General features: G+C 72.8%; 19 protein-coding genes. 10 read left to right on the top strand and 9 right to left on the bottom strand.

What is annotated here, in order from left to right:
- The first annotated feature begins 91 nt into the window (after window positions 1–91).
- A complete protein-coding gene (locus AB0D48_RS19640; RefSeq protein ID WP_362398010.1) occupies window positions 92–2,455 on the top strand; it encodes a YfhO family protein in 2,364 nt (787 codons plus the stop codon).
- Here the strand turns inward: AB0D48_RS19640 and AB0D48_RS19645 are convergent.
- From AB0D48_RS19645 to mfd, 3 genes are all read right to left on the bottom strand, one after another.
- Window positions 2,443–3,948, bottom strand: a complete 1,506-nt coding sequence (locus AB0D48_RS19645; protein ID WP_362398013.1) for a serine/threonine-protein kinase — start codon at window positions 3,946–3,948, stop codon at window positions 2,443–2,445. The two genes, AB0D48_RS19640 and AB0D48_RS19645, sit on opposite strands and share 13 nt — an antisense overlap.
- Complete coding sequence (locus tag AB0D48_RS19650; RefSeq protein ID WP_362398016.1) at window positions 3,945–4,538, bottom strand: hypothetical protein; 594 nt, start codon at window positions 4,536–4,538, stop codon at window positions 3,945–3,947. The genes AB0D48_RS19645 and AB0D48_RS19650 overlap by 4 nt, the downstream gene beginning before the upstream one ends.
- 227 nt (window positions 4,539–4,765) lie before the next feature.
- Entirely contained in the window at window positions 4,766–8,302 is a 3,537-nt protein-coding gene (mfd, locus tag AB0D48_RS19655) for a transcription-repair coupling factor (RefSeq protein WP_362398215.1), read from the bottom strand.
- 209 nt (window positions 8,303–8,511) lie between these two features.
- Here mfd and AB0D48_RS19660 point away from each other — a divergent pair, with 209 nt between their 5' ends.
- The 3 genes from AB0D48_RS19660 to AB0D48_RS19670 all read left to right on the top strand — a co-directional run bounded on the left by AB0D48_RS19660 (window position 8,512) and on the right by AB0D48_RS19670 (window position 10,696).
- Complete coding sequence (locus tag AB0D48_RS19660; RefSeq protein WP_362398019.1) at window positions 8,512–8,781, top strand: type II toxin-antitoxin system prevent-host-death family antitoxin; 270 nt, start codon at window positions 8,512–8,514, stop codon at window positions 8,779–8,781.
- The gene (locus AB0D48_RS19665; RefSeq protein ID WP_362398022.1) at window positions 8,778–9,152 is read left to right on the top strand and encodes a type II toxin-antitoxin system VapC family toxin; all 375 of its coding nucleotides are present in this window, start codon (window positions 8,778–8,780) and stop codon (window positions 9,150–9,152) included. The genes AB0D48_RS19660 and AB0D48_RS19665 overlap by 4 nt, the downstream gene beginning before the upstream one ends.
- Before the next feature lie 137 nt (window positions 9,153–9,289).
- Window positions 9,290–10,696, top strand: a complete 1,407-nt coding sequence (locus AB0D48_RS19670; protein ID WP_362398025.1) for a DUF2079 domain-containing protein — start codon at window positions 9,290–9,292, stop codon at window positions 10,694–10,696.
- A 111-nt stretch (window positions 10,697–10,807) separates the two neighbouring features.
- Here the strand turns inward: AB0D48_RS19670 and AB0D48_RS19675 are convergent, their stop codons facing one another.
- Together AB0D48_RS19675 and AB0D48_RS19680 are read right to left on the bottom strand one after the other, a co-directional pair.
- Window positions 10,808–13,336 (bottom strand): FtsX-like permease family protein, encoded by a 2,529-nt coding sequence (locus AB0D48_RS19675; RefSeq protein WP_362398218.1) that lies wholly within the window; start codon window positions 13,334–13,336, stop codon window positions 10,808–10,810.
- A 53-nt stretch (window positions 13,337–13,389) separates the two neighbouring features.
- The gene (locus AB0D48_RS19680) at window positions 13,390–14,178 is read right to left on the bottom strand and encodes an ABC transporter ATP-binding protein (protein WP_362398028.1); all 789 of its coding nucleotides are present in this window, start codon (window positions 14,176–14,178) and stop codon (window positions 13,390–13,392) included.
- Between the two features lie 483 nt (window positions 14,179–14,661).
- Between AB0D48_RS19680 and AB0D48_RS19685 the strand changes: the two genes are divergently transcribed.
- Both AB0D48_RS19685 and AB0D48_RS19690 read left to right on the top strand, forming a co-directional pair.
- A complete protein-coding gene (locus AB0D48_RS19685; RefSeq protein WP_362398221.1) occupies window positions 14,662–16,119 on the top strand; it encodes an MFS transporter in 1,458 nt (485 codons plus the stop codon).
- A gap of 82 nt (window positions 16,120–16,201) precedes the next feature.
- Entirely contained in the window at window positions 16,202–17,071 is an 870-nt protein-coding gene (locus AB0D48_RS19690; RefSeq protein WP_362398031.1) for a hypothetical protein, read from the top strand.
- 322 nt (window positions 17,072–17,393) lie between these two features.
- Here the strand turns inward: AB0D48_RS19690 and AB0D48_RS19695 are convergent, their stop codons facing one another.
- Entirely contained in the window at window positions 17,394–17,945 is a 552-nt protein-coding gene (locus AB0D48_RS19695; RefSeq protein WP_362398034.1) for a CGNR zinc finger domain-containing protein, read from the bottom strand.
- 82 nt (window positions 17,946–18,027) lie between these two features.
- Here AB0D48_RS19695 and AB0D48_RS19700 point away from each other — a divergent pair, with 82 nt between their 5' ends.
- A complete protein-coding gene (locus AB0D48_RS19700) occupies window positions 18,028–18,888 on the top strand; it encodes an alpha/beta hydrolase (RefSeq protein ID WP_362398037.1) in 861 nt (286 codons plus the stop codon).
- A 44-nt stretch (window positions 18,889–18,932) separates the two neighbouring features.
- On the opposite strand, the gene AB0D48_RS19705 is transcribed toward AB0D48_RS19700, so the two are convergent.
- From AB0D48_RS19705 to AB0D48_RS19715, 3 genes are all read right to left on the bottom strand, one after another.
- Window positions 18,933–19,805, bottom strand: a complete 873-nt coding sequence (locus AB0D48_RS19705; protein ID WP_362398040.1) for a cellulose-binding protein — start codon at window positions 19,803–19,805, stop codon at window positions 18,933–18,935.
- A gap of 123 nt (window positions 19,806–19,928) precedes the next feature.
- Entirely contained in the window at window positions 19,929–22,472 is a 2,544-nt protein-coding gene (locus tag AB0D48_RS19710; RefSeq protein ID WP_362398043.1) for an SUKH-4 family immunity protein, read from the bottom strand.
- Complete coding sequence (locus AB0D48_RS19715; protein WP_362398046.1) at window positions 22,462–23,475, bottom strand: SMI1/KNR4 family protein; 1,014 nt, start codon at window positions 23,473–23,475, stop codon at window positions 22,462–22,464. Before AB0D48_RS19715 ends, AB0D48_RS19710 begins: the two co-directional genes overlap by 11 nt.
- Before the next feature lie 353 nt (window positions 23,476–23,828).
- Between AB0D48_RS19715 and AB0D48_RS19720 the strand changes: the two genes are divergently transcribed.
- From AB0D48_RS19720 to AB0D48_RS19730, 3 genes are all read left to right on the top strand, one after another.
- Complete coding sequence (locus AB0D48_RS19720; RefSeq protein ID WP_362398049.1) at window positions 23,829–24,353, top strand: YwqJ-related putative deaminase; 525 nt, start codon at window positions 23,829–23,831, stop codon at window positions 24,351–24,353.
- A complete protein-coding gene (locus AB0D48_RS19725) occupies window positions 24,350–24,877 on the top strand; it encodes an SUKH-3 domain-containing protein (RefSeq protein WP_362398052.1) in 528 nt (175 codons plus the stop codon). The genes AB0D48_RS19720 and AB0D48_RS19725 overlap by 4 nt, the downstream gene beginning before the upstream one ends.
- A gap of 105 nt (window positions 24,878–24,982) precedes the next feature.
- Window positions 24,983–25,774: a hypothetical protein gene (locus AB0D48_RS19730; protein WP_362398055.1), complete on the top strand. Its 792-nt coding sequence runs from the start codon at window positions 24,983–24,985 to the stop codon at window positions 25,772–25,774.
- Window positions 25,775–25,806 lie beyond the last annotated feature (32 nt).

A 25,806-nucleotide genomic window follows, 5' to 3' on the forward strand; every position in this document is an offset into this window, starting at 1 on the left:
ATTCCCGAGCTGTCGGGGTGCGCCGTTGTTCGTGCCGGGGTCACTCCACGGCCATCCCCCGGCCCTGCGGCGCTGCCAAGGTCGGCGCACCATGTCGACACCGCACCGCTCGCCGTACAACTCACCGCGCCGCACGAGCCTGCTCGGCTCGTCCCTTGCCGCCCTGCTCACGGCGCTGGCCGTGTGCGCGGGCGACGCCGTGGCCCGCGTCTTCCCGTACGGACCGCGCCACCGGAGCATCAACGATCTCGGCAATCAGTTCGTCCCCTTCCACGCGCACCTGTGGGACCTCCTGCACGGGCGTGCGGAAGGCGGGCTGCTGTTCAACTGGCAGTCCGGGTACGGCACGAGCTTCCTGCCCGATCTGGGGACCTACCTGACCAGCCCGTTATCGCTGCTGGTCGGGCTCTTCCCGCGCGCGGACACAGATCTCGCCGTGTACGTGGTCACCGTGCTCAAGACGGCGGCCGCGGCGGCGGCGATGACCTGGCTGCTGCGCACGCACCGCCGCGGGGCCTGGTGGGCGGCGGGGCTGCTCGGGGCCTCGTACGCGCTGTGCGGCTGGTCGGTGATCGAGGCCTCCTACAACCCGATGTGGCTGGACGGGCTGATCGCCTTCCCCCTGCTGTGCCTGACCGGTGAATGGGCCCTGCGCGGGCGGCGGATCGTGCTCGCACCGCTGGTCGTGGCCGTCTGCTGGACGGCGAACTTCTACACCGGCTACATGGCGACGCTGGGTGCGGCGCTGGTGCTGCTGGTACGGGTGGTGCTGACGCGTGGGGGTGCGAGGACCCGGCCGGCAGTGGTCGGGCGGGCGGCCGGGACGACCGTGCTGGGGATCGCGCTCGCGGCGCCGGTCCTGGCGCCCCTGTTCCTCAGCTCCGGGCAGGCCCATCCGGGCTGGGTCAAGGAGTTCAGGCCGGTGTCCTGGGCGGACCTGTTCGCCCGGCTGCTGCCCGCGACGTACTCCTTCTCCTCCCCCGCCGTCTTCGTCGGCACCGGGACGCTGCTGCTGGTGGCCGCGCTGCCCTTCCACCGGGCCGTGCCGCCGCGCACCCGGCTGGCGTGGGCGGGACTGACGGCGGCCGTGGCGCTCTCCCTCCAGTGGGCGCCGACGCACCTGGCCTGGCACCTGTTCGCGACCCCGAACGGAAGCCCGTACCGGCAGACCTTCGTGCTGGCCGGGATCGCCGTGATCGCCGCCTGGACCGGGCTGGCGGCGGGACCGCCGGGGCCGCGGGCGCTGGCGGCCGGAGCGGGCGTGCTGGCGGCCGCGGCGCTGTGGGCGCGCGGGAGCACGCTGGTGACGGTCTGGGGGTACGCGCTCTTCTGCGGCGGGCTGGCACTGGCGGCCGCGGGCTGGTGGGCGCTGCACCTGCGCCCACGCCGCCTGGCGCTCCCCGCGGCCGCGCTGCTGGCGGCCGTACTGGTGGGGCAGGCCGCGGCCACGACCGCGTACGGGCACAAGGGCAAGCTGGGCGGTCTCGACGACTACCCGTCCTGGTCCGCGGCGCACACCGCACGCGCAGGGACGCTGGCCGGCGCCGAGGGCTGGCCGGCGTACCGGACAGACCCTGGCCGGCCGGCCCTGACGGGCAACGACCCGATGCTGCTGGGCGGGGAGGGCGGCTCGTACTACAGCAGCCACACCCCGGCGGTGTTCACCCGGACCATGGTGGCGCTGGGCGCGGGCTGGACCTCGCGCGGGCGCAGCGTCCAGAGCATCGACAGCCCGGTCACGGACGCCGTCTTCGCGGTCGGCGCCCGGCTGCGGCCGGACGGCACGATCGCCCGCGCCGAGGTGCCCCCGCTGGTCACGACCCGGCCGCCGGGCGCTCCCGGCGCCTACGGCGACTCCCCGTTCGCCAACCAGGAACTGCTGCTGGGCGCGCGCGTGTACGAGGATCCGCTCGCGCCGGGAATCTGCCGCGCGGGCACGGAGGCCTACCTGTGGGCGCCGGAGTACAACGCGACGGCCCGCCTCGCCGGCGGACCGCCGCTGCGGCTGAACGGCAACGCCCCGCGCAACCGGGCGGCCGTCCAGCCGCTGGGCGTCTCGCGGGGCGGGTCCTCACCGCTGGTGTTCGACCAGGCCGCGCCCTCCCGGTGGGCGCTGTCCTGCCTGGACCGGGGCCGGCTGGCCGCGGCCGTGGACCGGCTGCGCGCCACGGCCGCCACCTCGGTCGCGGTCGGCTCCGCGGAGGTCCGGGCCACGCTTCCGGCGGGCAGCACGGGCACGGCGGTCGTGTCGGTCCCCGCGATCGCGGGGTGGACCTGCAACGGCCGCCCGGCGTCGGCGTATCTGGGCCTGGTCGCGGTCCCCCTGGAGCCCGGGACCACCCGTCTGGACTGCGTCTTCCGTCCCCCTGGTCTCGTCCCGGGCACGGCCGTGGCCGCGCTGGCCCTGGCGGTCGTCCTGGGCCTGGGCCTCGGGCAACGGCGTCAGCGGACCTGACCGAGCCAGTGCAGGGTGCGGCGGACCTCGCCCGGGAAGGGGTGGTTCGGGCCGTGCAGGCGTTCCGCGTCGAACAGCAGGCGGGCCAGGGTGTCGTGGGCCGCCTGCCGGTCGCCGAGGGAGAGCAGCAGGTGGGCTATCCGGCGGCGGACCTCCAGGGGGAGGCCCGGGTCCGGGTTGGCGTAGTGGTTCTCGAAGAACGGCAGCAGCGAGCGGTACTCGGCCAGGGCCGCGGCCGGTTCGCCGAGCTGTTCCAGGCACTGCGCCGAGTCGTAGCGGAAGCGCAGCGACTGCGGGTCACCGGCCGGGAACTCGTCGGCGAGACGGCGCAGTTCCGGCAGGGCACGGCGGTACTGGCCGTCGTCCATCAGCGTGGCGGCGTACTGCTTGCGCAGCGAGCGGACCACCGGTGAGTGCTCGCCGTGCTGGGCGGCTGCGGCCGGGAGGATGCCGCCGAGGATGTCACCGGCCTGGGTCAGCTGTCCTTGGTCCAGCAGTTTGCGCGCCTCGTCCACGGCGGCGGGGATGTCGGGCTGCTGCTTCGGCGGGGAGGTCGGCTGGGGCGGGATCACCGTGGCCCGGTCCGGCCAGGGTGCGTGCGGACGCAGGAAGGGGCGGGTGGGGTCGAGCGGGCCGGAGGGGGCGCGGCCGCCACGGGCGGGCAGCAGCGGTGCGAGGGCTTCGTAGACCTCCTGCGCGGACGCCGGGCGGTCCTGCGGGTCCTTGGCCAGCAGGCGGAGCAGGACCGCCTCCAGCTCGGCGGGAATCTCCGGGCGCTTCGGACGGATCGGAGCCGGCGGCTCGTACAGGTGGCGGTGGAGCACGCCCAGGGCGGTGGAGCCGGCGAAGGGGACGTTGCCGCTGAGGAGTTCGTACAGAAGCACGCCCAGCGCGTAGAGGTCGGTGTACGGGCCCACCGCGCCGCTCATCGCCTGCTCGGGCGCCATGTACGCGGGACTGCCGATCGGCGTGCCGGTGCTGGTGAGACGGGTGGTGTCGGTGTCCATCACCGAGGCCACGCCGAGGTCCAGGACCAGGACGGTGCCGTCCGGGCGGACCATCACGTTGCGCGGCTTCAGGTCGCGGTGGACGATCGGCACCGCGTGCACGGCCGAGAGGACCGAGCACAGCTGCGCGGCGACGGAGACCGCCCACGGCCAGGGGTACGGGTCGTGCTGGGCGAGGTGGTCGGCGAGGTCGGTGCCCTCGACGTATCCCATGACGAGGAACAGCTCGTCACCGTCGCTGCCCGCGTCGTGCACGGTGACCAGGCCGGGGTGGTCGACCTGCGCCGTGACCCGGCACTCGCGCACGAAACGGCGGCGCAGCTCCTCGGCGACGGTGCCGGGGCCGGCGACCTTGTCGGGGCGCAGCAGTTTGACGGCGACACGGCGGTCCAGGCGCTTGTCGTACGCCGTCCAGACCTGGCCCATGCCGCCCTGTCCCAGGATGCTCGCCAGACGGTAGCGGTCTCCGATGAGCCGGTCGGTCACTGATTCGGGTCCTGGATCGCGGTCGTGTTCGGGTCCCGGTAGGGGCCGCCGGGCGGCGGGGTCTGCTTGCGCAGCAGTTCGCTGAGCTCGTCGAGTTCGGCGCGGACCTGCCCGATGCGCGGGGGCGGGGTCGGCTGCGGCGGAACCTGCGGGGGCACGGGCGTCTGGGCGGGAACCTGGGCGGGCGGGTAGCCGTAGGCGGGGCGCGCGGGCTGCGCCGGGTACCACTGCGCGGAGGGGACGGCGGCCCGCTTCTCGTAGTGCCGGATGTCGGCGACGAGGAAGTAGACACAGGTCGCGAAGCCGGTGAGGAGGGTGCCGAAGGCTCCGGTGTTGCCCTGCCAGCCGTCGGTGTCGGGGGTCGGGTCGAGGCCGATGAGCACGACCCAGCTGACGGAGAGCACACAACTGACGGCGAGCAGCGTCCAGTCGCGGGCCGCGCGGGTCACGATGGCGAGTCTCAGCATCGTGGCCCAGGCCAGGAAGCCACAGCTCAGGATCGGCAGCAGCGTGAACAGCACGCGCAGGGTCACCACGCCCCCGGTACTGGGCTGGTGACCATGCTGCGGCGGGTAGCCGGGGCCGTGCATCGGTGCTCCTGACGGGCCGTGCGGAAAGGATTGCAGGGTCTGAGCGTATACAGCGTTTCCGGCCATGGTGAGGGGATGTGCCCAACCGTTGCACGGTCGCCGCACAGGCCGTCTGAGCAGCGGCTTCCGGACCCCGGCGAGCAGACCACCCCAAACGGGCTTACCGTCGCAAACGGGATACGTGGCGGTCGGGAGTCCGCAGTGCGGGCTCCCGGCCGCCACGGCTGTCAGGAACCGAGGACGGTGGCGAGGAACTCCCCCGTCCAGGCCAGCAGTTCCCGCCCGACCAGCGGCTTCCCGCCGATCTTGCCGGTCTTCGGGCGCGGGATGAGCACCTGGGAGGTGGCGGGCTTGAGCACCGCCCCCGGGTAGAGCCGCTTCAGGCGCAGCTCCTGCGACTCGCGCAGTTCCACCGGCCCGAAGCGGATGTTGGGGCCCTGGAGGGTGATGTCGGCGACGCCGCAGGCGCGGGCGAGCATCCGCAGCCCGGCCACCAGCAGCAGGTTCTCCACCGGCTCCGGCAGCTTGCCGTAGCGGTCGGTGAGTTCCTCGCGCACGGCCTTGACGTCCGCCTCGGAGTTCGCCGAGGCGATGGACCGGTACGCCTGCAGGCGCAGCCGCTCGCCGGGCGCGTAGTCGTGCGGGACGTGTGCGTCGACCGGCAGCTCGATCTTGACGTCCAGCGGCGGTTCCTCCTCCGCCCCGCCCTCGACGGCGGCCCGGTAGTCGGCCACGGCCTCGCCGACCATGCGGATGTACAGGTCGAAGCCGACGCCCGCGATGTGCCCGGACTGCTCGCCGCCGAGCAGGTTGCCCGCGCCGCGGATCTCCAGGTCCTTCATCGCCACGTACATGCCGGCGCCCATCTCGGTGTGCTGGGCGATCGTCGCGAGCCGCTCGTGCGCGGTCTCGGTCAGCGGCTTCTCCGGCGGGTACAGGAAGTACGCGTACCCGCGCTCGCGGCCGCGGCCCACGCGCCCGCGCAGCTGGTGCAGCTGGCTGAGGCCGAAGTTGTCGCCGCGCTCCACGATCAGGGTGTTCGCGTTGGAGATGTCGATACCGGACTCGACGATCGTGGTCGACACCAGCACGTCGAACTTCTTCTCCCAGAAGTCCACGACGACCTGCTCCAGGGCCTGTTCGGACATCTGCCCGTGCGCCGTCGCGATCCGCGCCTCGGGCACGATCTCGCGCAGCTTGGCGGCCGCCCGGTCGATCGACTCGACCCGGTTGTGGATGTAGAAGCACTGGCCCTCGCGCAGCAGTTCACGGCGGACGGCCGCGCCGATCTGCTTCTCCTCGTAAGGGCCGACGAAGGTGAGCACCGGGTGCCGCTCCTCGGGCGGGGTGGTGATCGTCGACATCTCGCGGATGCCGGTCACCGCCATCTCCAGGGTGCGCGGGATCGGCGTCGCGGACATGGTGAGCACGTCGACGTTGGCGCGGAGCTTCTTCAGCTGCTCCTTGTGCTCGACACCGAACCGCTGTTCCTCGTCGACGATGACCAGGCCCAGGTCCTTGAACTTCGTCTCCTGCGAGAAGAGCCGGTGGGTGCCGATGACCACGTCCACCGAGCCCTCGCGCAGGCCCTCCAGGGTGGCCTTGGACTCGGCCTCGCCCTGGAAGCGCGACAGCGCCTTCACCTTGACCGGGAACTGGCTGTAGCGCTCGGAGAAGGTACCGAAGTGCTGCTGCACGAGGAGGGTCGTGGGGACGAGGACGGCGACCTGCTTGCCGTCCTGGACCGCCTTGAAGGCGGCGCGCACGGCGATCTCGGTCTTGCCGTAGCCGACGTCGCCGCAGATCAGCCGGTCCATGGGGACGGACTTCTCCATGTCCTCCTTGACCTCGGCGATGGTGGTGAGCTGGTCGGGCGTCTCCGCGTACGGGAAGGCGTCCTCCAGTTCGCGCTGCCAGGGGGTGTCCGGACCGAAGGTGTGGCCGGGCGCCGCCATGCGCGCGCTGTACAGCTTGATGAGGTCGGCGGCGATCTCCTTGACCGCCTTCTTCGCGCGCGCCTTGGTCTTGGTCCAGTCGGCGCCCCCGAGCCGGTGCAGGGTCGGGGCCTCGCCGCCGACGTACTTGGTGACCTGCTCCAGCTGGTCGGTGGGGATGTAGAGGCGGTCGCCGGGCTGGCCGCGCTTGGCGGGGGCGTACTCGACGAGGAGGTACTCGCGGGTCGCGCCCTGCACGGTGCGCTGCACCATCTCGATGTAGCGGCCGACGCCGTGCTGCTCGTGGACGATGTAGTCGCCCGCCTCCAGGGTCAGCGGGTCGATCGTCTTGCGCCGCCGGGTCGGCATCCGCCCGAGGTCCTTGGTGGCGGAGCGCTGCCCGGTGAGGTCGGTCTCGGTGAGGACGGCCAGTTTGAGGGCCGGGTCGACGAAGCCGTTGTCGATCGAGCCGCAGGCGACGTGGACGATGCTCGGCTCCAGCGCCCGCAGATCGGCCTCCAGGCGGGCCGCGATGCCCTCGCCGCCGAGCACCTCGACGGTACGGGCGGCCGGGCCGTGGCCCTCGGTGAGGTAGACGGTGTGCCAGCCGTCGGCGATCCAGCCCTTGGTGTCGGCGAGCGCGCGGGCGGTGTCGCCGCGGTAGGCCTCGGGGGCGCGCATGCCGAGCTTGAGCGTGTCCCCTCCGGCGGCCTCCTCGTCGGCGGCGAAGGGGGAGACCGACCACCACATCATGCCGAGCTCGCGTGCGTGCTCGCGTACGTCGGCGATGCCGCGCAGCGAGGCCGCGCCGACGTCGATGGGGGCCTCGCCGCCGCCCGCGGTGGCGGCCCAGGATGCCATCAGGAACTCCTGGCTCGTCGCGACGAGGTCCGCGGCCCGGGTCCGTACCCGCTCGGGGTCACAGACGACGGCCATCGCCCCGGCGGGCAGGACGTCGATCAGCAGCTCCATGTCGTCGACCAGGACCGGGGCGAGGGACTCCATGCCCTCCACCGCGATCCCCTCGGCGATCTTGTTCAGCAGCTCGCCGAGCTCGGGGTGGGCCTCGGCGAGGGCCGCCGCCCGCTGCCGCACCTCGTCGGTCAGCAGCAGCTCGCGGCAGGGCGGGGCCCACAGACCGTGCTCCGCGACCTCCAGCGACCGCTGGTCGGCGACCTTGAAGTAGCGGATCTCCTCGACCTCGTCGCCCCAGAACTCGACGCGCAGCGGGTGTTCCTCGGTGGGCGGGAACACATCGAGGATGCCGCCGCGGACCGCGAACTCGCCGCGCTTCTCCACGAGCTCCACGCGCGCGTACGCGGCCGCCGCCAGTGCCTGGGTCACCTCGCCGAGGTCGACGCTCTGCCCCTGCCGCAGGGCCACGGGAACCAGCTCCCCGAGCCCCTTGACCTGCGGCTGGAGCACGGAGCGGATCGGCGCGACGACCACGGAGACGGGCCCGGCGGCCGGGTCGTCCTTGCTCGGGTGCACGAGGCGGCGCAGTACGGCGATCCGGCGGCCGACGGTGTCGCTGCGCGGGCTGAGCCGTTCGTGCGGAAGCGTCTCCCAGGACGGGTAGTCCACCACCTCGTCGGGCGAGGGCATGAGCGAGCGCAGCGCGGCGGCCAGGTCCTCGGCCTCGCGCCCGGTCGCGGTGACCGCGAGGACGGTCCGCCCGGTCTGCCGGGCCAGCGCGGCGATCGCGAAGGGCCGCGCGGCGGCGGGCCCGACCAGGTCCACGTGCATGCGGTTGCCGTCCCCGGCCGCGGTGACCGCCTCGGCGAGGGCGGGATCCCGGGTGACGGCGTCGAGCAGTCCGTGCAGGCTCATGTAGAGGCTTTCCATCCGGTGAAGGTCGTGAAGGGGCAACGCGAAGGACCCGACACGTCGCACGGGCCGGGGGTTCCCACCCTACGACGGCCCCCGGCCCCACGCGCGGGGGATTCGGGTCACCCGCAGGGGTGACGGAGCTGGCGCCCACTGGGCCGACCTGATTACGCTTGGTCCAGCAGTTAGTCCATATCTGCCCTGGAGACCTCATGGAAACCGCCCGGCAGTACAACGTCCACGAGGCGAAGACGAACTTCTCCAAGATCCTGGAGGCGGTCGCCACCGGCGAGGAGGTGATCATCAGCAAGGCGGGCGAGCCCGTCGCCAAGGTGATCCCGCTCGCGGGGAAGGTCTTCCGGACCTCACGCGGATCAGTCAGGGAGCCCGTGGTGTTCGCCGATGACTTCGACGACATGTCCGACGACGCCGGCTTCGCCGAGGCCTTCGGGCTGCTCCCTCACGCCGAGGCCTCCGAGTGAAGCTCCTGGCCGACACCCACGTCATCGTGTGGTGGCTCACGGACTCCCCGCAGCTGTCGGACGCGGTCAAGGACCTGCTCGACACCGAGCGCCTCGCCTACGTCAGCGCGGTCACCCCCTGGGAACTGGCGGTCAAGCAGGCTCTCGGCAAGCTCGACGGCCCGGAGGACCTGCCGGAGCGAGCCCGAGACTGTCAGCTCAGGCCGCTGCCGGTCACCGCGCTCCACGGCATCCGGGCGGGTCAGCTCCCCCTCCACCACCGTGACCCCTTCGACCGGATACTGATCGCCCAGGCTCAGAGCGAAGGGCTGACCCTCGTCACCCGTGACAAGTTCATCCCGCTCTACGATGTCCCGGTACTGACCGTCTGAGCTCGCCGTGTCGCTTTCCGCCGGAGAGGGAGACGCCGGCCGGCCTAGGGAGTCGTCAAAGTAGCGTCGGCCGCCCGGAGGGCGGGGCCCCTCCAGCCAGACGGGACTTTGACGACACGACCTAGGAGCACGAGTCCGTGACGAGCGATGCGATAGCCCGCCCGGTGCCCGCGCCCCGCGCGCCCGTGGCGCCGGGACGGGGGTGGTGGCCCGGGCCGTACGTGGTGGCCGGCGGGCTGTTCCTCGTCTACCTCGTGCTGTCCGTCGGGCGGTTCCGGCGCATGGAGTGGGCCTCCTGGGACCTGGGCATCTTCGAACAGGCGATCCGCGCGTACGCGCACCTGCAGGAGCCCGTCGCAGATCTGAAGGGGCCCGGGGCCAACATCCTCGGGGACCACTTCAGCCCGGTCATCGCCCTGCTCGCCCCCGTTTACCGGATCTTCCCGGGCCCCGTCACCCTGCTCGTCGCGCAGGCCGCGCTCTTCGCGCTCTCCGCCCTCCCCGTCACCAGGGCGGCCGGGCGGCTCCTCGGCAGGCCCCGCGGGCTCGCCGTCGGGATCGCGTACGGGTTGTCCTGGGGGATCCAGCGGGCCGTCGAGTTCGACTTCCACGAGATCGCCTTCGCCGTGCCCGTGCTGGCCTTCGCCCTGGAGGCGGTGCTCGCCCGGCGCTGGCGGGCCGCCCTGCTGTGGGGGCTGCCGCTGCTCCTCGTCAAGGAGGACCTCGGTTTCACCCTCGCCGCCCTGGCCGTGGTCGTCGCCTGGCGGGCCCGGCCCACCCACCGGCGGGCCGCGGTGGCCGCCCTCGCCGTCGCCGTCGCCGCCACCGTCCTCGCCGTCCTGGTGTTCACCGTCTTCATACCGGCCTTCGCCACGGCGGGCTACGGCTACTGGGACAAGATCGACGGCGCGGGTCCCCTCGACGGCGTCGGCACCAAGCTCACCACCCTGGCCTGGGTGCTGATCCCGACCTCCGGGCTGCTGGCCCTGCGCTCGCCGCTGCTGCTGGTCGCCGCCCCCACCCTCGGCTGGCGGTTCCTGTCCGGCGACGACCACTACTGGTCCACCGACTGGCACTACAGCGCCGTCCTCATGCCCGTCGTGGCCCTCGCCCTCGTCGACGCCATCGACACCGCCCGCCGCGGCGCGCGGCCCTGGCTGCGCGCGTACGCCCTCCAGCTGCCCACCGCCGTCCTCGCCGCCGGGCTCGCCCTCAGTGCGACCAGCCTGCCGACCGAGAAGCTCGCGCAGCCCCGTACGTACGAGAAGCCCGCCCGGGTCACCGCGATCGAGGAACTCCTCGACCGGATCCCCGACGGAGCGACGGTGGAGGCCGACACCGGCCCGCTGACCCGGCTGACCTCCCGCTGCCGCGTGCTGTGGATCGGCGGCAGCAAGGGCGTCGTCCCCGACTGGATCACCCTCGACAACTCCTCCAAGTGGGCCGGCGAGGACCCGGCCGGCTATGCCCGCCAGCTGCACCCCGGCGAACGGTTCGCCGTCGTGGGCGAGGCCGAGGGCGTCGTCCTGATGCGCCACGAATGACGCGGGTGGCACGACGCCGGTCCGGGACCCCAAGGTCCCGGACCGGCGCCTTCCCCCGTACTCCCCCGTGCTCCCCCGTCTTCCCCCGTACGAACGCGGCGGCAGGTTCCCCTACTCGCTCGCGATCGCGTTCAGTACGTTCATCCGCCCTGCCCGGAAGGCCGGCACCAGCGCGGCGAACAGGCCCACGAAGGCCGAGGCGGCGAACACCCCGAGGATCGTCGGCCACGGGATCTCCAGCACCTTCAGGCCCTCCAGGGCGAGCAGTTGCTGTGCGGTGGCGCCCCAGCCCATGCCCAGCCCGAGGCCGAGCAGGGCGCCGAAGAGGGCGATGACCACCGACTCCAGGCGGATCATGCGGCGCAGCTGACGGCGGGAGAGGCCGATGGCGCGCATCAGGCCGATCTCGCGGGTCCGCTCGACCACCGACAGGGCGAGGGTGTTCACGACGCCCAGCACCGCGATGACGATGGCCAGGGCGAGGAGCCCGTAGACCATGTTCAGCAGCTGGCCGACCTGGTCCTTCAGGGACTGCTTGTAGTCGGCCTGGTTGCGCACCTTGTACTGCGGGTACTCCGCCAGCGCCGCCTTGACCGCCGTGTACGCGGTCGCGTCGGACTGCCCGTCCTTCGCGCTGGCCAGCAGCATGAAGGGGCGCGGCATCCGGTCGGCCGGGACGTTCGCCTCGGCGACCGCCGTGCTGACGTACTTCATGGTCTTGTCGAGGTTGCCCTCGTCGCTGGTGATCGCCGCGACCTTGAGCCTGACGGTGTTGCCGCCCGTGAAGGCGACCGTCAGCTCGTCACCGAGCTTGATGTGGTGGGCGGTGGCGTACTGCGAGCCGACCGACATCGAGTCCTTGCCGTACGCCGCCGCGTGCTCGCCGGCGACCATCTTGCGCCGGATGTCCTTGGCGTACGTCGGATCGGTGGCGCCGAGTCCCACCGTCTCCGTGGCGCCGTCGGGTGCGGTGACCTTGGCGTCCACCTCGCGGTAGGCGGTGACGTGGTCGAGGCCGGGGGCGCTGCGCAGCGCCTGTTCGACCTGGGGCATGACGGGCTGGCCCGTCTCGGAGTTGACGATGTAGTCCGCGCCGACCGACTTGTCGAGCTCGTCGGTGGCGGAGGCCACCATCGAGGAGCCGACCACCGACAGGCAGGCCACGACCGCGAGGCCGATCATCAGCGCTGCGGCGGTGGCGCCGGTACGGCGCGGGTTGCGCAGGGCGTTGCGCTCGGCGAGCCGGCCCACGGACCCGAACGGCCGCAGCACCGCTCCGGAGAGCACCCGCACCACGCCCGCGGCGAGCAGCGGGCCGATCACGATGAAGCCGATGAGGGTGAAGACGACGCCCAGGCCAAGCCACAGCGATCCGGGTCCGGCCTCCTCGGCGGCGGTGGCGAGGTAGAGCCCCGCGCCGCCGACGCCGGTGAGGACCAGGCCGAGGACGGCGCGGACGACGCCGGCCTTCCTGTCGCCGGGGGTGCCGGATTCGCGCAGGGCGGCCATCGGGGAGACCTTGCCGGCCCGGCGGGCCGGGATGAAGGCGGAGACGAGGGTGACGAGGACACCGAGGACGAGACCGCTGACCGGGGTGTACCAGGCGACCGTCAGATCGTCGGTGGACAGGTGCATGCCCATCTGGCCCATGAGCTTCATCAGCCCGACGGCCAGGCCCACGCCCACGGCGATGCCCAGGACCGAGCCGACGACGCCGAGGAGGAAGGCCTCGACGATGACGGACTTGAGGACCTGCCCGCTGTCGGCGCCGATGGCGCGCATCAGGCCGATCTCGCGGGTGCGCTGGGCCACGAGCATGGAGAAGGTGTTGAAGATGAGGACGATACCGACGAGGAAGGCGATCAGCGCGAAGCCGTACATGGCGTACTTCATGACCTTGAGGAAGGAGCCGACGTCCTTGCGGTTGGCGTCCGCGGCTTCCTTGGCGGTCTGGAGCTTGTAGGTGTCCGCGCCGACGGCGGTGGCGACGTTCCGCTTGAGCTGGTCGTCGCTCACCCCGTCCTTGGCGGTGACGTTGACGTGCGTGAAGGCGTCGGGGGCCCCGAGCAGGTGCCGCTGGGCGGTCGGGGTGTCGAAGTAGACGACGGCCGCGCCCGGGTTGGTCACGGTGAAGGTGGCGATGCCGGTGATGGTGGCGCGGACGTCGCCGGTGACCGCGATGGTGCGCAGTGCGTCACCGAGCCCCAGGTGGTGCTTGTCCGCGGTGTCGGCGTCGATCATCACCTCGGTGGGCCCGCGCGGGGCGTGACCGGCGGTGATCTTCATGGACTTCAGCTCGTTGTCGGTCCAGTTGCCCGCGATGGTCGGGGCGCCGCTGGTCGAGCCCATGTTCTCGTTCTTGGCGTTGACCACCGTGACGGACATCGAGACGACGCCGCCCTCGGCGCTCTTGACTCCCTCGGCCTTCGCCACCTGCGCGACCACCGAGCCGGGCAGCATCTCGGGCTTGCCGCGGTCCGGGGTCTCCTCCCCGTCCTTCGCGGCCTTGGGGCTGACGGTCACGTCGGAACTGGTGACGGCGAACAGCTTGTCGAACGTCGCGTTCATCGTGTCGGTGAAAACCGTGGTGCCGCAGACGAAGGCGACGGACAGCATCACGGCGACGGCCGACAGCGCCATCCGCCCCTTGTGGGCGATGAAGTTGCGCCGCGAGGTCTTCAGGACGGCGTTGCTCACGAGGTCCGCCCGCGCGCGTCGAAGTCCTTCATGCGGTCCAGGACCTGGTCGGCCGTGGGCCCGTACATCTCGTCCACGATCCTGCCGTCGGCGAGGAAGATGACGCGGTCCGCGTACGAGGCGGCGACCGGGTCGTGCGTGACCATCACGATGGTCTGGCCGAGCTCGTCCACCGAGCGGCGCAGGAAGCCGAGGACCTCGGCGCCGGCCCGCGAGTCCAGGTTTCCGGTCGGCTCGTCGCCGAAGATGATCTGCGGGCGGGCGGCGAGGGCGCGGGCGACCGCCACGCGCTGCTGCTGGCCGCCGGAGAGCTCGGTCGGGCGGTGCTTGAGGCGGCCGGCCAGGCCGACGGTCTCCACGACCCGGTTGAGCCACTGGGCATCGGGCTTGCGGCCCGCGATGTCCATGGGGAGCGTGATGTTCTCCAGGGCGTTCAGCGTGGGCAGCAGGTTGAACGCCTGGAAGATGAAGCCGATACGGTCACGGCGCAGCTGGGTGAGCTTCTTGTCCTTCAGCCCGGTGATCTCGGTGTCGTCGAGGTGGATCTGCCCGCTGGTCACCGTGTCGAGACCGGCGAGGCAGTGCATCAGCGTCGACTTGCCGGAGCCCGAGGGGCCCATGATCGCGGTGAACTGGCCGCGGTGGATGTCCACGTCCACCGCGTCGAGGGCGACGACGCGCGTCTCACCGGAGCCGTAGGCCTTGACGACCTTCCGCGCCCGGGCCGCGACGGCTGCGTGGCCTCCGGCGTCCCCGTGCCTGGTTTCGGTCATAGCCGTTGTCACGGTGTTTCTCCTTCTCGTTCTGCGTACGTCGCCGTCGTGAAGTCTGTGGTGCGGCGGGGTCCGGCGCGCTGGTGCTCATCGCCGTATCCATCCGGGGGTTAACCCCACCCCCGGGCTCCCGGCCCATGTGAACCAGTTAAGGACGCGCCGCGCCCCGTCTCCTCATCCGCCGGGACGAAAGGCCCCTGGCCCGTTGGGGGGAGCGTCCCCTAGGGGTTCTCCACCCTTCGGGGGAGCGGCTCTGGGGGATATCGCCGGGCACGGCGGCGGTGAGAAGGTGGTCCCCGCAGGTACGTGCAGGGGGAAGGAATCTTCGTGGGGTCTGGGGAGAGAGCGGACGGAAGTCCCGACGGCATACCCGGGGGGAGCGACGGCCCGTCCGGAAGCACGGTTTCGGCCAAAGGCTCCGGGTCCGGCACGGCGGCGGACGGCACGGGACCGGCGGCGCCGGGGCGGCCGCCCGCCCCCGTGGTCGCCTCCCTGATGCTCGGCATGGCGCTCGTCGCCCTCGACAGCACCATCGTCTCCACCGCCGTCCCCCAGATCGTGGGCGACATCGGCGGGTTCTCCGTCTTCTCCTGGCTCTTCTCCGGCTACCTGCTGTCCGTCACCGTCACCCTGCCCGTGTACGGGAAGCTGTCCGACACCTTCGGCCGCAAGCCCGTGCTGCTCTTCGGCATCGGCCTCTTCCTCGTCGGCTCGCTGCTGTGCGCGCTCGCCTGGAACATGGCCGCCCTCATCGCCTTCCGCATCATCCAGGGCCTGGGCGGCGGCGCCCTCCAGGGCACGGTCCAGACCCTGGCCGGCGACCTCTACCCGCTGAAGGACCGGCCGAAGATCCAGGCCCGGATGTCCACCGTCTGGGCCACCTCCGCCGTGGCCGGCCCGGCCCTCGGCGGGCTGCTCGCCTCGTACGCGCACTGGCGCTGGATCTTCCTGATCAACCTGCCGCTGGCCGCCCTCGCCCTGTGGATGATCGCCCGTCACCTGGCGGAGCCCGTACGGTCCCCCGGGCGCCGGGGCCCGGTCGACTGGGCGGGGGCGCTGGGCATCTTCGCCTGCGGCGGGCTGCTGCTGTTCGCGCTCGTCCAGGGCGGGGTCGCCTGGCCCTGGCTGTCCGCGCCCTCGCTGGGGCTGCTGGGCGCGAGCGCCGTGCTGGCCGTGGTGGTGGTCCGGATCGAACGCCGGGCCGAGGAGCCGATCCTGCCCGGCTGGGTGTGGCGCCGGCGCACCATCGCCGCCGTCAACCTGGCCATGGGGGCGCTCGGCCTGCTGATGGTCGCCCCGATGGTCTTCATGCCGACGTACGCCCAGTCCGTACTCGGCCTCGGGCCCATCAGCGCCGGGCTGGTCATGTCCGTGATGACCCTCAGCTGGCCCATCACCGCCGCGTTCAGCCAGCACGTCTACCGGCGCATCGGCTTCCGGAACACCGCGGCCGTCGGGATCGCGCTGGCCGCGGTGATCCTTTACTCCTTCACCCTGCTCCCCTATCCCGCGCGGCCCTGGCAGCCCGCGCTGATCATGCTGCTGCTGGGCGGCGCCCTCGGCATCTTCCAGCTCCCGCTGGTCGTCGGGGTCCAGTCCACCGTCGGCTGGGCGGAGCGCGGGACCGCGACGGCTTCCGTGCTGTTCTCCCGCCAGGTGGGCCAGAGCATCGGCGCGGCCCTGCTGGGGGCCGTCGCCAACGCCACCATCGCCGCCCGGCTGGTGCACGCCCCCATGCCCGGGCTGCCGGACAACCTGGACGACGTGTCGAAGGCCCTGGCCGAGCCGGGGCTGCTCCCCCAGGCCGCCGCCGACTACCTGCGCGAGGCCGTGGCCGCCGCCGTGGACCACATCTTCCTCGGCGCGACGGGCGCGGCCGTGGCCTCGCTGCTGGTCCTGCTGCTGGTGGCGCCGCGGCGGTTCCCGGTGCTGCCGGAGCAGAGCGAGGAGTAACGGGCCGCAGAAGAAGGCGACTTGTCATGCTCCGCAGCAACGGGTAAGCCTGGGGCACAACCGTTTCCGGGGGGACGACGACATGGCATCCGCACTCTTCGCACTGGCGTTACTCGCCGCACTGGCCGGGCCGCTCGCCCGGCGGCTCCACCGCCATCCGGGCTTCATCACCGGCCGCGACGGCCGGCTCTCCACCTCCACGGCGCTCGCCCTGGCCTGGACGGTGATCCTGGTCTGGCTGCTGCTCACGACCCTCGGCTTCGGACTCACCGCGGGCGGCGGCATCGGCTGGTTCCAGGGGGAGCACGGCCCGCTGTCCTCACTCACGACGGTGTACCTGCCGCTGCTCGGGGGCCCGTACGCGGCCCTGATCGCCGCGAAGACGGTGGTCGGCATCCGCGTGGAGAACGGCACCATGGCCAAGCCCGCGCCGAAGCCGACGGCCACGGGCCGCCGCCCCCTGCGGGAGCTGATCGCGAACGACAGCGGCCGGACCGACCTCGTCGACCTCCAGTACGTCGGGCTCAGCGCGGTCACGATGCTCTACGTCATCCTGTTCTTCCTCTCGGACGTGGGCGCCGGGCTCCCCCACCTCCCCACGGAGATCTGGGCCCTGACGGGCGCACCGGCGGGGGCGTACCTGGTGAACAAGATGGCCACCCGTGCGAACCCGGTGATCACGAACGTCACGATTTCCGACGGTCTGCTCAGGGTCGAGGGCGGCGGCTTCACGGACCCCCGCCTCACGGTGAACGACACCCCGTTCCCCACCACGTGCGACGAGCTGACGGGCACCCTGACAACGCCCCTGCCGGCCACGGCCCACCCCCCGTTCACGGTGGTGGTCACCTCCCGCGGCCTCCGCAGCGACCCGTACCACTACGCCCCCGCGACCCCGCCCATCCCGGCGCAACAGGGCCTGGCGCAGCAGGGCCCGGCGGCCAAGCGCTGACCAGGACCGGCACGATCCGGCCCCGCCGGCGTCCGAGGCGCCGGGTCCGGGGCGGAGCCCCCGGGTCTTCGAGGCGCGCCCTGGGCGCGGCCCGGCGCGATCCAGCCCCGCCGGCGTTCGAGGCGCGGGGTCCGGGGCGGAGCCCCCGGGTCTTCGAGGCGCGCCCGGGCCGCGGGCCGGCACGATGCAGCCCCGCCGGCGATTGAGGCGCCGGGTCCGGGGCGGAGTCCCGGGTCTTCGAGGGCGCCGGGGCGGGGACCGGCCCGCGCAGCGGCACCCCTGCCCGCGGGCCCGGCCGCAGCGCGCCCGGGCCCGCGCCCGCCTACGGAAGCTTGTGGCGGGCGTAGTAGCGGGCCACCCGAGCCCGATTACCGCAGGCCGACGCCACGCACCACCGCCGCCGCGGATGCAGGGGCAGGAACAGCAGGACGCAGTCCTCCGCCTCACAGCCGCGGACCGAACCCACCCGCGGATCCGTCAGGAACTCCGCGACCGCCTCGGCCAGCTCGGCCGCGAGCCGCCGCGCCGGAACGGCCACCCGGTGCGGAGCCACCGTCAGGCCCGCCTCCGCGGTCCAGGCCAGCTCACGGCGGGCCGGTGCCCCGGCCATGGCCTCGTTCAGCGCGCGCAGCGCACCGTCCGGCGGCCGCTCCCCGCTCCGCACGGCCGCGAGCGCCGGCCGCGCGGCCTCCCGTACGGCCCGTACGGCGGCCACCTCGGCCGCACCCACTTCCCCGACCGGCGTCAGCCGGCCGGCCTGCTCGGCCAGCCACTCCGCGAGACCCGTCGGCCCGGCGACGAGGTCGCCCGCGGCGGTCAGGGTGTTGAGGAGGTCCAGGGCGAGGGGTTCGCCGGTCAATGGAAAAGACGTCACGCAACTAATGCTACTCGAATCACTTGACCCGTTAGGGATCCAGAGGCAAGACTAATGGGACCAAGCCACCAGGAGGCATGTGATGATCGCGTCCGTCCAGTACCGAACCGTCGACGTGGACGGCGTGCGCGTCGCCTACCGCGAAAGCGGCCCCGCCGACGGCCCCGTCCTGCTGCTCCTCCACGGCTTCCCCACCGCCTCGCACCAGTTCGCCCGCCTGATGGACGCCCTCGGCGACACCCCGTACCGCCTGATCGCCCCCGACTACCCCGGCTTCGGCCGCACCGAGGCCCCGGACGGATTCACGTATACCTTCGACCGGCTCGCCGACGTCGTGGAGGGCTTCACCGACGCCCTGCGCCTCGACCGCTTCGCCCTGTACGTCTTCGACTTCGGCGCCCCGGTCGGCCTGCGGATCGCCACCCGCCGCCCGGACCGCGTCACGGGCCTGATCGTCCAGAACGGCAACGCGTACGAAGAGGGACTCTCCGACGCGGCCCGCGAGTTCGCCGGGCTACGGCGCGAGGTGCCGGGCAACGAGGAGCAGGTCCGGGGGCTGTTGACCCTGGAAGGCACCCGCTTCCAGTACGAGACCGGCGTCGCGGACCCCACCCTGATCTCCCCGGACAACTGGACGCTCGACGTCCACTACCTCGGCCTGCCGGGGCGCGGCGACGCCCAGACGGACCTCGCCTTCGATTACGCCTCGAACTTCACCCACTACCCGGCCTGGCAGGCCTGGCTGCGCACCACCAGGCCGCCGGTCCTGGTCGTCTGGGGCGCGGGCGACCCCTTCTTCACCCCCGAGGGAGCGAAGGCCTACCTCCGGGACGTCCCGGACGCCGCCGTCCACGTCTTCGACGGCGCGGGCCACTTCGCCCTGGAGACCCACCTCCCGGCCATCGCCCCCCTGATCGCCGCCTTCCTCACCGACCTCCCGTAGCCGGGCCCCGGCACCGGGCTGCGCGCAGCCGAGCCTCCCCCCGGTCAGCCCTCAGCCGGAGCCCGGCCCGTCAGAGCCGCCAGGCTCGAACGGACGTGGTTCATGTGCGCCCGCATCTCCTCCTGCGACTCCGCGTGCTCCCGCAGGATCCGCTCCGTCTCCCGGCCGGCCCGCTCCTCCGCCACCCGCGCCTCCGCGACCAGCTCGGCGGCCAGCGCCTCCGCGTCCTCCTGACCGTGCCGCGCCGACTCCTCGGCCTCCGCGAACCCCCGCCGCGCCTCCGCCAGCCGCCCCTCCGCGTACTGCTCCGCCTCCGCCGCCCGCGCCTCGAACTCCGCCTCCCGCGCCGCCAGCTCCCGCTCGGCCGCCTCCCACCGCTCCGCCTGCTCCTGCTCGCGCTCCGCGAGCAACACGTCCGACCGCCGCCGCATCTCCGCCAGCACGGCCCCCGCCTCCGCCCGCCGACCCTCCGCGTCCGCCCGCGCCTCCGCCCGTGCGGCGTCCGCCTCCTGCTGCGCCCGCAGCAGCCCCTGCCGGGCCCGGACCTCCGTCTGCTCGCGCACCGCCTCCGCGTCCGCCCGCGCCAGCTCCGCCGCCCGGTCCGCATACGCCTCGGCCGCACCCAGCGTCGCGGACACGTCCGCCCGCGCCTCCGCCCGTACGCAGTCCGCCTCCTCCTGCGCCAGCAGCAGGATCCGGCGGGCGCGCTCGCTCAGGTCCTCGTACGTCTGCGGAGCCAGCACGGACACCGCCTCGCGCAGCCGCGCCGCCTCCGCCTCCATCTGCCGCGCCAGGACGGTCAGCCGGGCCACCCGCTCCCAGGCCTCGTCACGGCTGCCGGAGAGCCGCGCGAGATACCGGTCGACCTCATCCGTGCGGTAGCCGCGGCCGCGCACAGTGGCAATGGGTGCACTCATCCTGGAAGCGCCTCTCTCGCGGGGATTCCTGTCAAGGATGCGCCATTTGCTCCCAGAAGCCGGAATGGCCGGGCCGAGACCCCGTTCAGGGGTCTCGGCCCGGCCACTCAACTGATCATCCGATCAGAGCAGTCCGTCCCACATCTGCTCCAGCAACACCGACCACCAGCTCTCCGGAGAGGCCAGCGCCGCGCTGTCCAGCCCCGCCAGATTCGCCTGGAAATCGACGGTCCAGCGACCCGCCTGTTCCGGCGTCAGATGCTGGCGCAGCCGCCACATGTGACCCAGCATCGCGAGGGAGCGTACGAACTGCGGCAGGCTGGAGTTCACGAACTGCGGCGGCACCGGAGCACCGCCCGGACCACCCTCCACCGGCACCGCCACTATGTGCGCGGTGCCGTACTGCACGCACAGCGCCTTGCCGAAGTCGCTGCCGACCACGAGGTACGAGCCCGCGTCCGACGCTGGCGCCACCTGCCGCTGCGCGGCCATCTCCGCCAGCGTCGGCACCGGCTGGCCCGGCACCGCCTGCGCCCAGAAGAACGGCCCGAAATCGACGGGCAGGCCCGACCACATCAGCGTCTGCGCCACGATCTCCGGCACACCCTGACGGGACACCGCCCGCTGGTCGAAGCGGAACACGCCCTGCGGGCCGAACGCCCCCGCCAGCTCCTGCGCGATCGCGTCCAGCGGGATCGCCGGCTGCAGCGGGACCTGCGGCAGCGGCACCCGTACCGGCGCGGGGCGCGCCGGCCCGTCCGCCACCTGGTGCAGCTCCCCCTGATGGGTGAGCAGATGACGCATGCCCTGCTGACGGCCCGCGTGGTCCTTGCCGTACGGGGCCACGCTGGTGATCCGCACCTGCGGCCACGTCTCCCGGATCATCCGGGCGCAGTAACCGCCGGGCAGCTCACAGGACTCCAGCTCGGTGTGCAGCTCCAGCACCTGCTGCGGCGGCACGTTCATGGCGCGCAGCTCGTGCAGGATCTGCCACTCGGGGTGCGGGGTACCGGGCGCGGAACGGCGGATGAGCTGCTGCTCGGACCCGTCGGGCGCGCGGTAGCGCAGTACGGCCTGGTAGCCGGGGCCGACCGTCGGCGCACCGGTGGGCGCCGGCGGCTGCGCGACGGGGCCGGCCGGCGGCGGACCGGGCGGCGCGGGCTGACCCGTCACGGCGGGACCGGCCAGCATCGTCGCCGCATGATCGAGCCCTGCGCCGGGAACACCGGGCGCACCCGGAGCGCCGGGCGGACCGGGCGGCGCCGGAGGCTGACCCGTCACCGCAGGACCGGCCAGCATCGTCGCCGCATGATCGAGCCCACGACCGCTCGAACCCCCGGGAACCCCCGGCGGACCAGGAGGACCGGGCGGCTGAGGCGCACCGGCACCCGGAGCGCCGGGCGGACCAGGAGGCGCCGGAGGCTGACCCGTCACCGCAGGACCGGCCAGCATCGTCGCCGCATGATCGAGCCCACGACCGCTCGAACCCCCGGGAACCCCCGGCGGACCAGGAGGACCGGGCGGCTGAGGCGCACCGGCACCCGGAACCCCGGGCGGACCAGGAGGCGCCGGAGGCTGACCCGTCACCGCAGGACCGGCCAGCATCGTCGCCGCATGATCGAGCCCACGACCGCTCGAACCCCCGGGAACCCCCGGCGGACCAGGAGGCGTCGGCGGCTGACCCGCGCCCGAACCCGCCGCACCGGCGACAGGGCCACCCTGCCGGGCAACCGGCCGGGAAATCTGCGCCTTGCTCGTCGGCGCGTCCGCGATGTCACCCGCCTCCGCCCCCAGCGCCGGCACGACGGCGGTCCGCGGCAGCTGGCTGCCGCCCGGCATCAGCGTGGTCTTCGCCTCCGGGGCCACCCCGGAGGACGGCGCCTCGTCCAGGTCCGACCCGGACAGCGGCGGCGCGAACACGGTCGCCGGCAGCGGCACGGACGCGTCGTCCGCACCCGGGTTCACATCGGTCCCGGCCCACGGAGTTGCCCCCGTCGGGACGACCGCCGCAACAGCAGCCGGAACTCCGTCGTTCGCGGTCGGCTCGTACGGGACCTCGCCGCCGCGCCGCAACGGCACCGCGTCCAAGGACCCGGGAGCCGAAGCCGGCTCCGGAGCGGCGGCAACGGCCTCGACGAGAGCGGGGGCGGGATCGGGAGCCGGTGCCGGTGCCGGTGCCGGGTCAGCCGGAGCCTTCGCCGGCGAAGACGAAGACGAAGACGAGGAAGAGAGCGAAGCCGCAGACGAAAGCGACGACGACGCGGCAGCCGGAATCCCCGCCCGGTCCGCAGCCTCCTGCAGCCACTCCGGCGGGCTCAGCATGAACGACGTCTGCTCCGAGTCGATCCGCGGCGGCGGAACCGAAGCCTCCGAAGCCACCGCGACAGCAGCCGCCCCGTACTCCTCCTCGTACCGGCGGATCACCTCACCCACCGGCAGCCCCGGCCACAGCGTCACCTCACCGCTGTCCCGCGCGATGACCAGCCGCTGCCGGCCGCCACCGGACACCGGACCGGCCGCGCGGTCCTCCGCCCACACCACGAACCCGAGCCCGAACTCCCGTACCCGCACCTCACGGTGCTGGTACGCCGGCACCTCACCGTTGATCCACTCCTCGGCGCGCTCCTGCGCCTGCGCAAATGTCACCACAGCGCCGTCACCCCTCATCCGAACCGGCACGCACCACCGGAACCGGCCCCACCACGGGAACCGAGCGCGCGAATCCGCCGTCCACCATCAGACCGGCCACCGTCTCAAGCTCCGGCGGGTTGCCCGCCAACCGCTCCAGAAAGGCGTCGAAATCACCGCCGCACGGCAGCAACAGCCGCTCCACGCGCTCCTGCACCGACCAGCCGTCCTGGTCGCGCGCATCGTCGTACGGGGAGAACCACACCGAACCGAGGCCCTCGCCCTTCACCTTCAGGGCGAGCAGACCGCCCTGCACGAAGGCCACGCACAGGTAGTCCTTCGTCAGGTGGTCCCGCAGGCACTTGTTGACGTACACCAGATCGTTGACCGCAGCCTCCTCACGGACCGTGAAGAACGGCTGGTCCACCAGCAGGCCGAGGTCCACGTCCAGCGCCGCACCCACCGGAGCGCAGCCACCCGCGGCCTTCAGGAACGAGCGGTACGCCTCCGGCAGCCGGTAGCCGAGGTCCTCCTCGACTCCCTGCACCTGCTGCTCGGAGACCGACACCACCGACTTCGGCAGACCCAGGTGCGCCGGACGCAGCTCCTGCAACGGCCGCGTCCCGCGCTTCGTGTGGTCCACCGGCGCCGTCGCGAGCCCCGCGTGATGCCGCAGCAGGGCCTTCACCTCGACCGGGACCAGCTCCATGCGCCGCGAACCCGACACGTGGTGCCAGGTCCAGCCGTGCGGGGTGGCCACCGGGCCGACCGTGTCCCACAACTCGTGCCCGGCCGCCCGCATCGCGGCGTTCGCGGACACGTAGTCCGTCAGCCGCAGCTCGTCCACGCCGAAGCCCTCCGGCGGCTCAGCGATCTCCACCGCCGCACGCGCGTACGCGGAGAAGTCCGGATGCCCGTTGCCGCCCATCCGCACTCCGTGGGGATGCCGAGCGGCCCGGACCGGGTCCGGGAAATGCACGACCTGCCCCGAATAAGCGGCGTTGGGTGGCGCGGCCTGCTGCCCGAGCCGACCTGTCGTCATGGCGGTAGCCCCCTGCTGGATCTGGCTGGTTCACCACAGCCTATGCGCTGGGGCAAGGGGCTCACCCGCGCACGACCGGCACACCCGGTCACCGGCCGGGAACATCCGAATTGATACGAATATTCGACCCCGCTTCCGCATGACAGGTGACATTTGGCAGGCTGTCCCCGCAGCACGGGGGCGTGCGCGACAGCGGCCACCACCGCCGCCACGGGAGGGAAAGCGCGACCATGCACAACACGGCAACACGCACAGATCCGGCCGACGCCACCCCGGGAACCCCCGGACCGTCAGGACCGCCCGCACCAACGGCACCACCGGGACCACCCGCACCGGTGGGACCGCCCCTACCCATGCCACCACCGGCCACGACCGCCGAACCCGGCGGCCCCGCAGGCGACCCCCGCCTGCGCTGGAGCAGCACCGACGACCGCCCCGCCGCCCCCGTCCTGCGATTCCGCCGCGACGGCATCCTCCCCACCATCGCCGCCGCCCTCTCCGTACGCGGCGAAACCCTCACCGGCACCGCCGGCAAGGCCGACCACCCACCCGTACTCCACCCCCTCGTACAGGACTTCCTCGACACCCTCACCAGCGGCCAGCGCGAACGTTTCACCGGCCGGTGCCCCGAAGCGATCCTGCTCTCCCGCCACCTGGCCGCCGTCGAAGGCGCCCGCTCCCGACGCGCCTCCCGCAAACCCCTCTCCCCGAGCGAAGCACGCCGCTCCCTCAAACACGCGAAGATCACCGCCCGCCGCATCCGCGAGGACGGCGACCCCCTCCACGGCAGCTACGCACCCCCCTGCCGCTCCTGCGACGCACTCCTCGCCCACTTCGGCGTACGCCCCGTCGACCTCACCCCCTCCGAGCAGTCATGACCACCGCCTCAGCCTCCTACGACCGCCGCTCCTCGGCCACCCGCTTCCCCGTCGCCGTGGACGCCGCCCTGCGCACCGCCGGCTGGGAGCCCGGCCGCTGGGACATCAAACAGGCCGAGTTCTGGGCCGACGCGCTCCGCGACCACACCACCCCCGCCGGACACCGGCACGAGGTCTTCCCCGCCGCCGTCGAAGCCTGGGCCGAATTCGGCGGCCTCACCATCAGCGCCCCCGGCCCCGGCCGCCAGATAGCCCCCGCCGCGATCCGCCTCGACCCGCTCACCGGCCTGCACCTGGCCCGCACCTTCGCCGACCTCGGCCGCGCCCTGTCCACCCAGCTCTGCCCGCTCGGCGTCGAGGCCGACGGGGGCTCCCACCTCGCCATAGACCGCGAAGGCCGCGTCTACGGCATCGACCACACCGGCGACTGGTACCTCGGCGGCAGCCTCGACGAGGCCCTCACCCTCCTCCTCACCGGCCTCCAGCCGACCCGCCTCACCACCGGCCAGGACCCCGCTTCGTAACGGCCACCCGATCCCGGACCCCCCGGAGCCCCCGATCCCCCGGGCCCCCCGGACCCCCGGCTGCCCCGGATCGCCGGCCGCCCGCCCGTCACTCACGATGGAAGGATGCGGACCGAGGCGAACAGCACGGGCAGCAACCCGGTGTCCGGATTCCTGGAGAACCCGGTCGTCGGGATGGCGCCCTGGATCGTCTTCTCCCTGCTGGTCGGACCAGGACGGTTCGAGATCGCGGTCGGGATCGCCCTGGCGACGGCCCTCGCACTGATCGCGCTGAGCCGCCTGGTCAACCGGGGCACCTCCTGGAAACTGCTCGAACTGGCCGACGTGGTGTTCTTCACCGCGCTCGCCGCCATCGGCGCCACGGCGAGCCCGGACACGCTGCGCTGGCTGGAAACCTACGCCGGCGAGGTCGCGAACATCACCCTCACCGTGATCGCCTTCGGCTCCATGGCCGTGGGAATGCCCTTCACCCTCCAGTACGCCCGCGAACAGGTCGATCCCGCCTACTGGCACACGCCCGGCTTCATCCGCACCAACTACCTGATCACGGCCGTGTGGGGGCTCGCCTTCCTGGTGGCGGCCCTCGCGGGCGCCTACGGAGACCTGGTCCTGCACAACCCGAACAACATCTGGACCGGCTGGATCATCCAGATCCTGGCGATGGTCGCAGCCCTCCGGTTCACCGTCTGGTACCCCCAGGTCGTCCGGGCCCGCGCCACCCACGACGCGACCGGCCCCGAACCACCCCACCTGGCCGGCCTGCTCCTGCCGCTGGCCGGGCTGCTCGTCCCGATCGGCATCGCCGTCCTCGTCTTCGACGACAACGCGTGGTGGCTCGGCATCGCCCTGATGCTGACCGGCGGCGTCCTGACCAAAGCACTCCAGTCACAGAACTGACACCGAGACCGAGACCGAGACCGAGCCACCAC

Origin of the sequence: Streptomyces sp. NPDC048269 (assembly GCF_040652395.1) — a bacterium.
Taxonomy (GTDB): domain Bacteria; phylum Actinomycetota; class Actinomycetes; order Streptomycetales; family Streptomycetaceae; genus Streptomyces.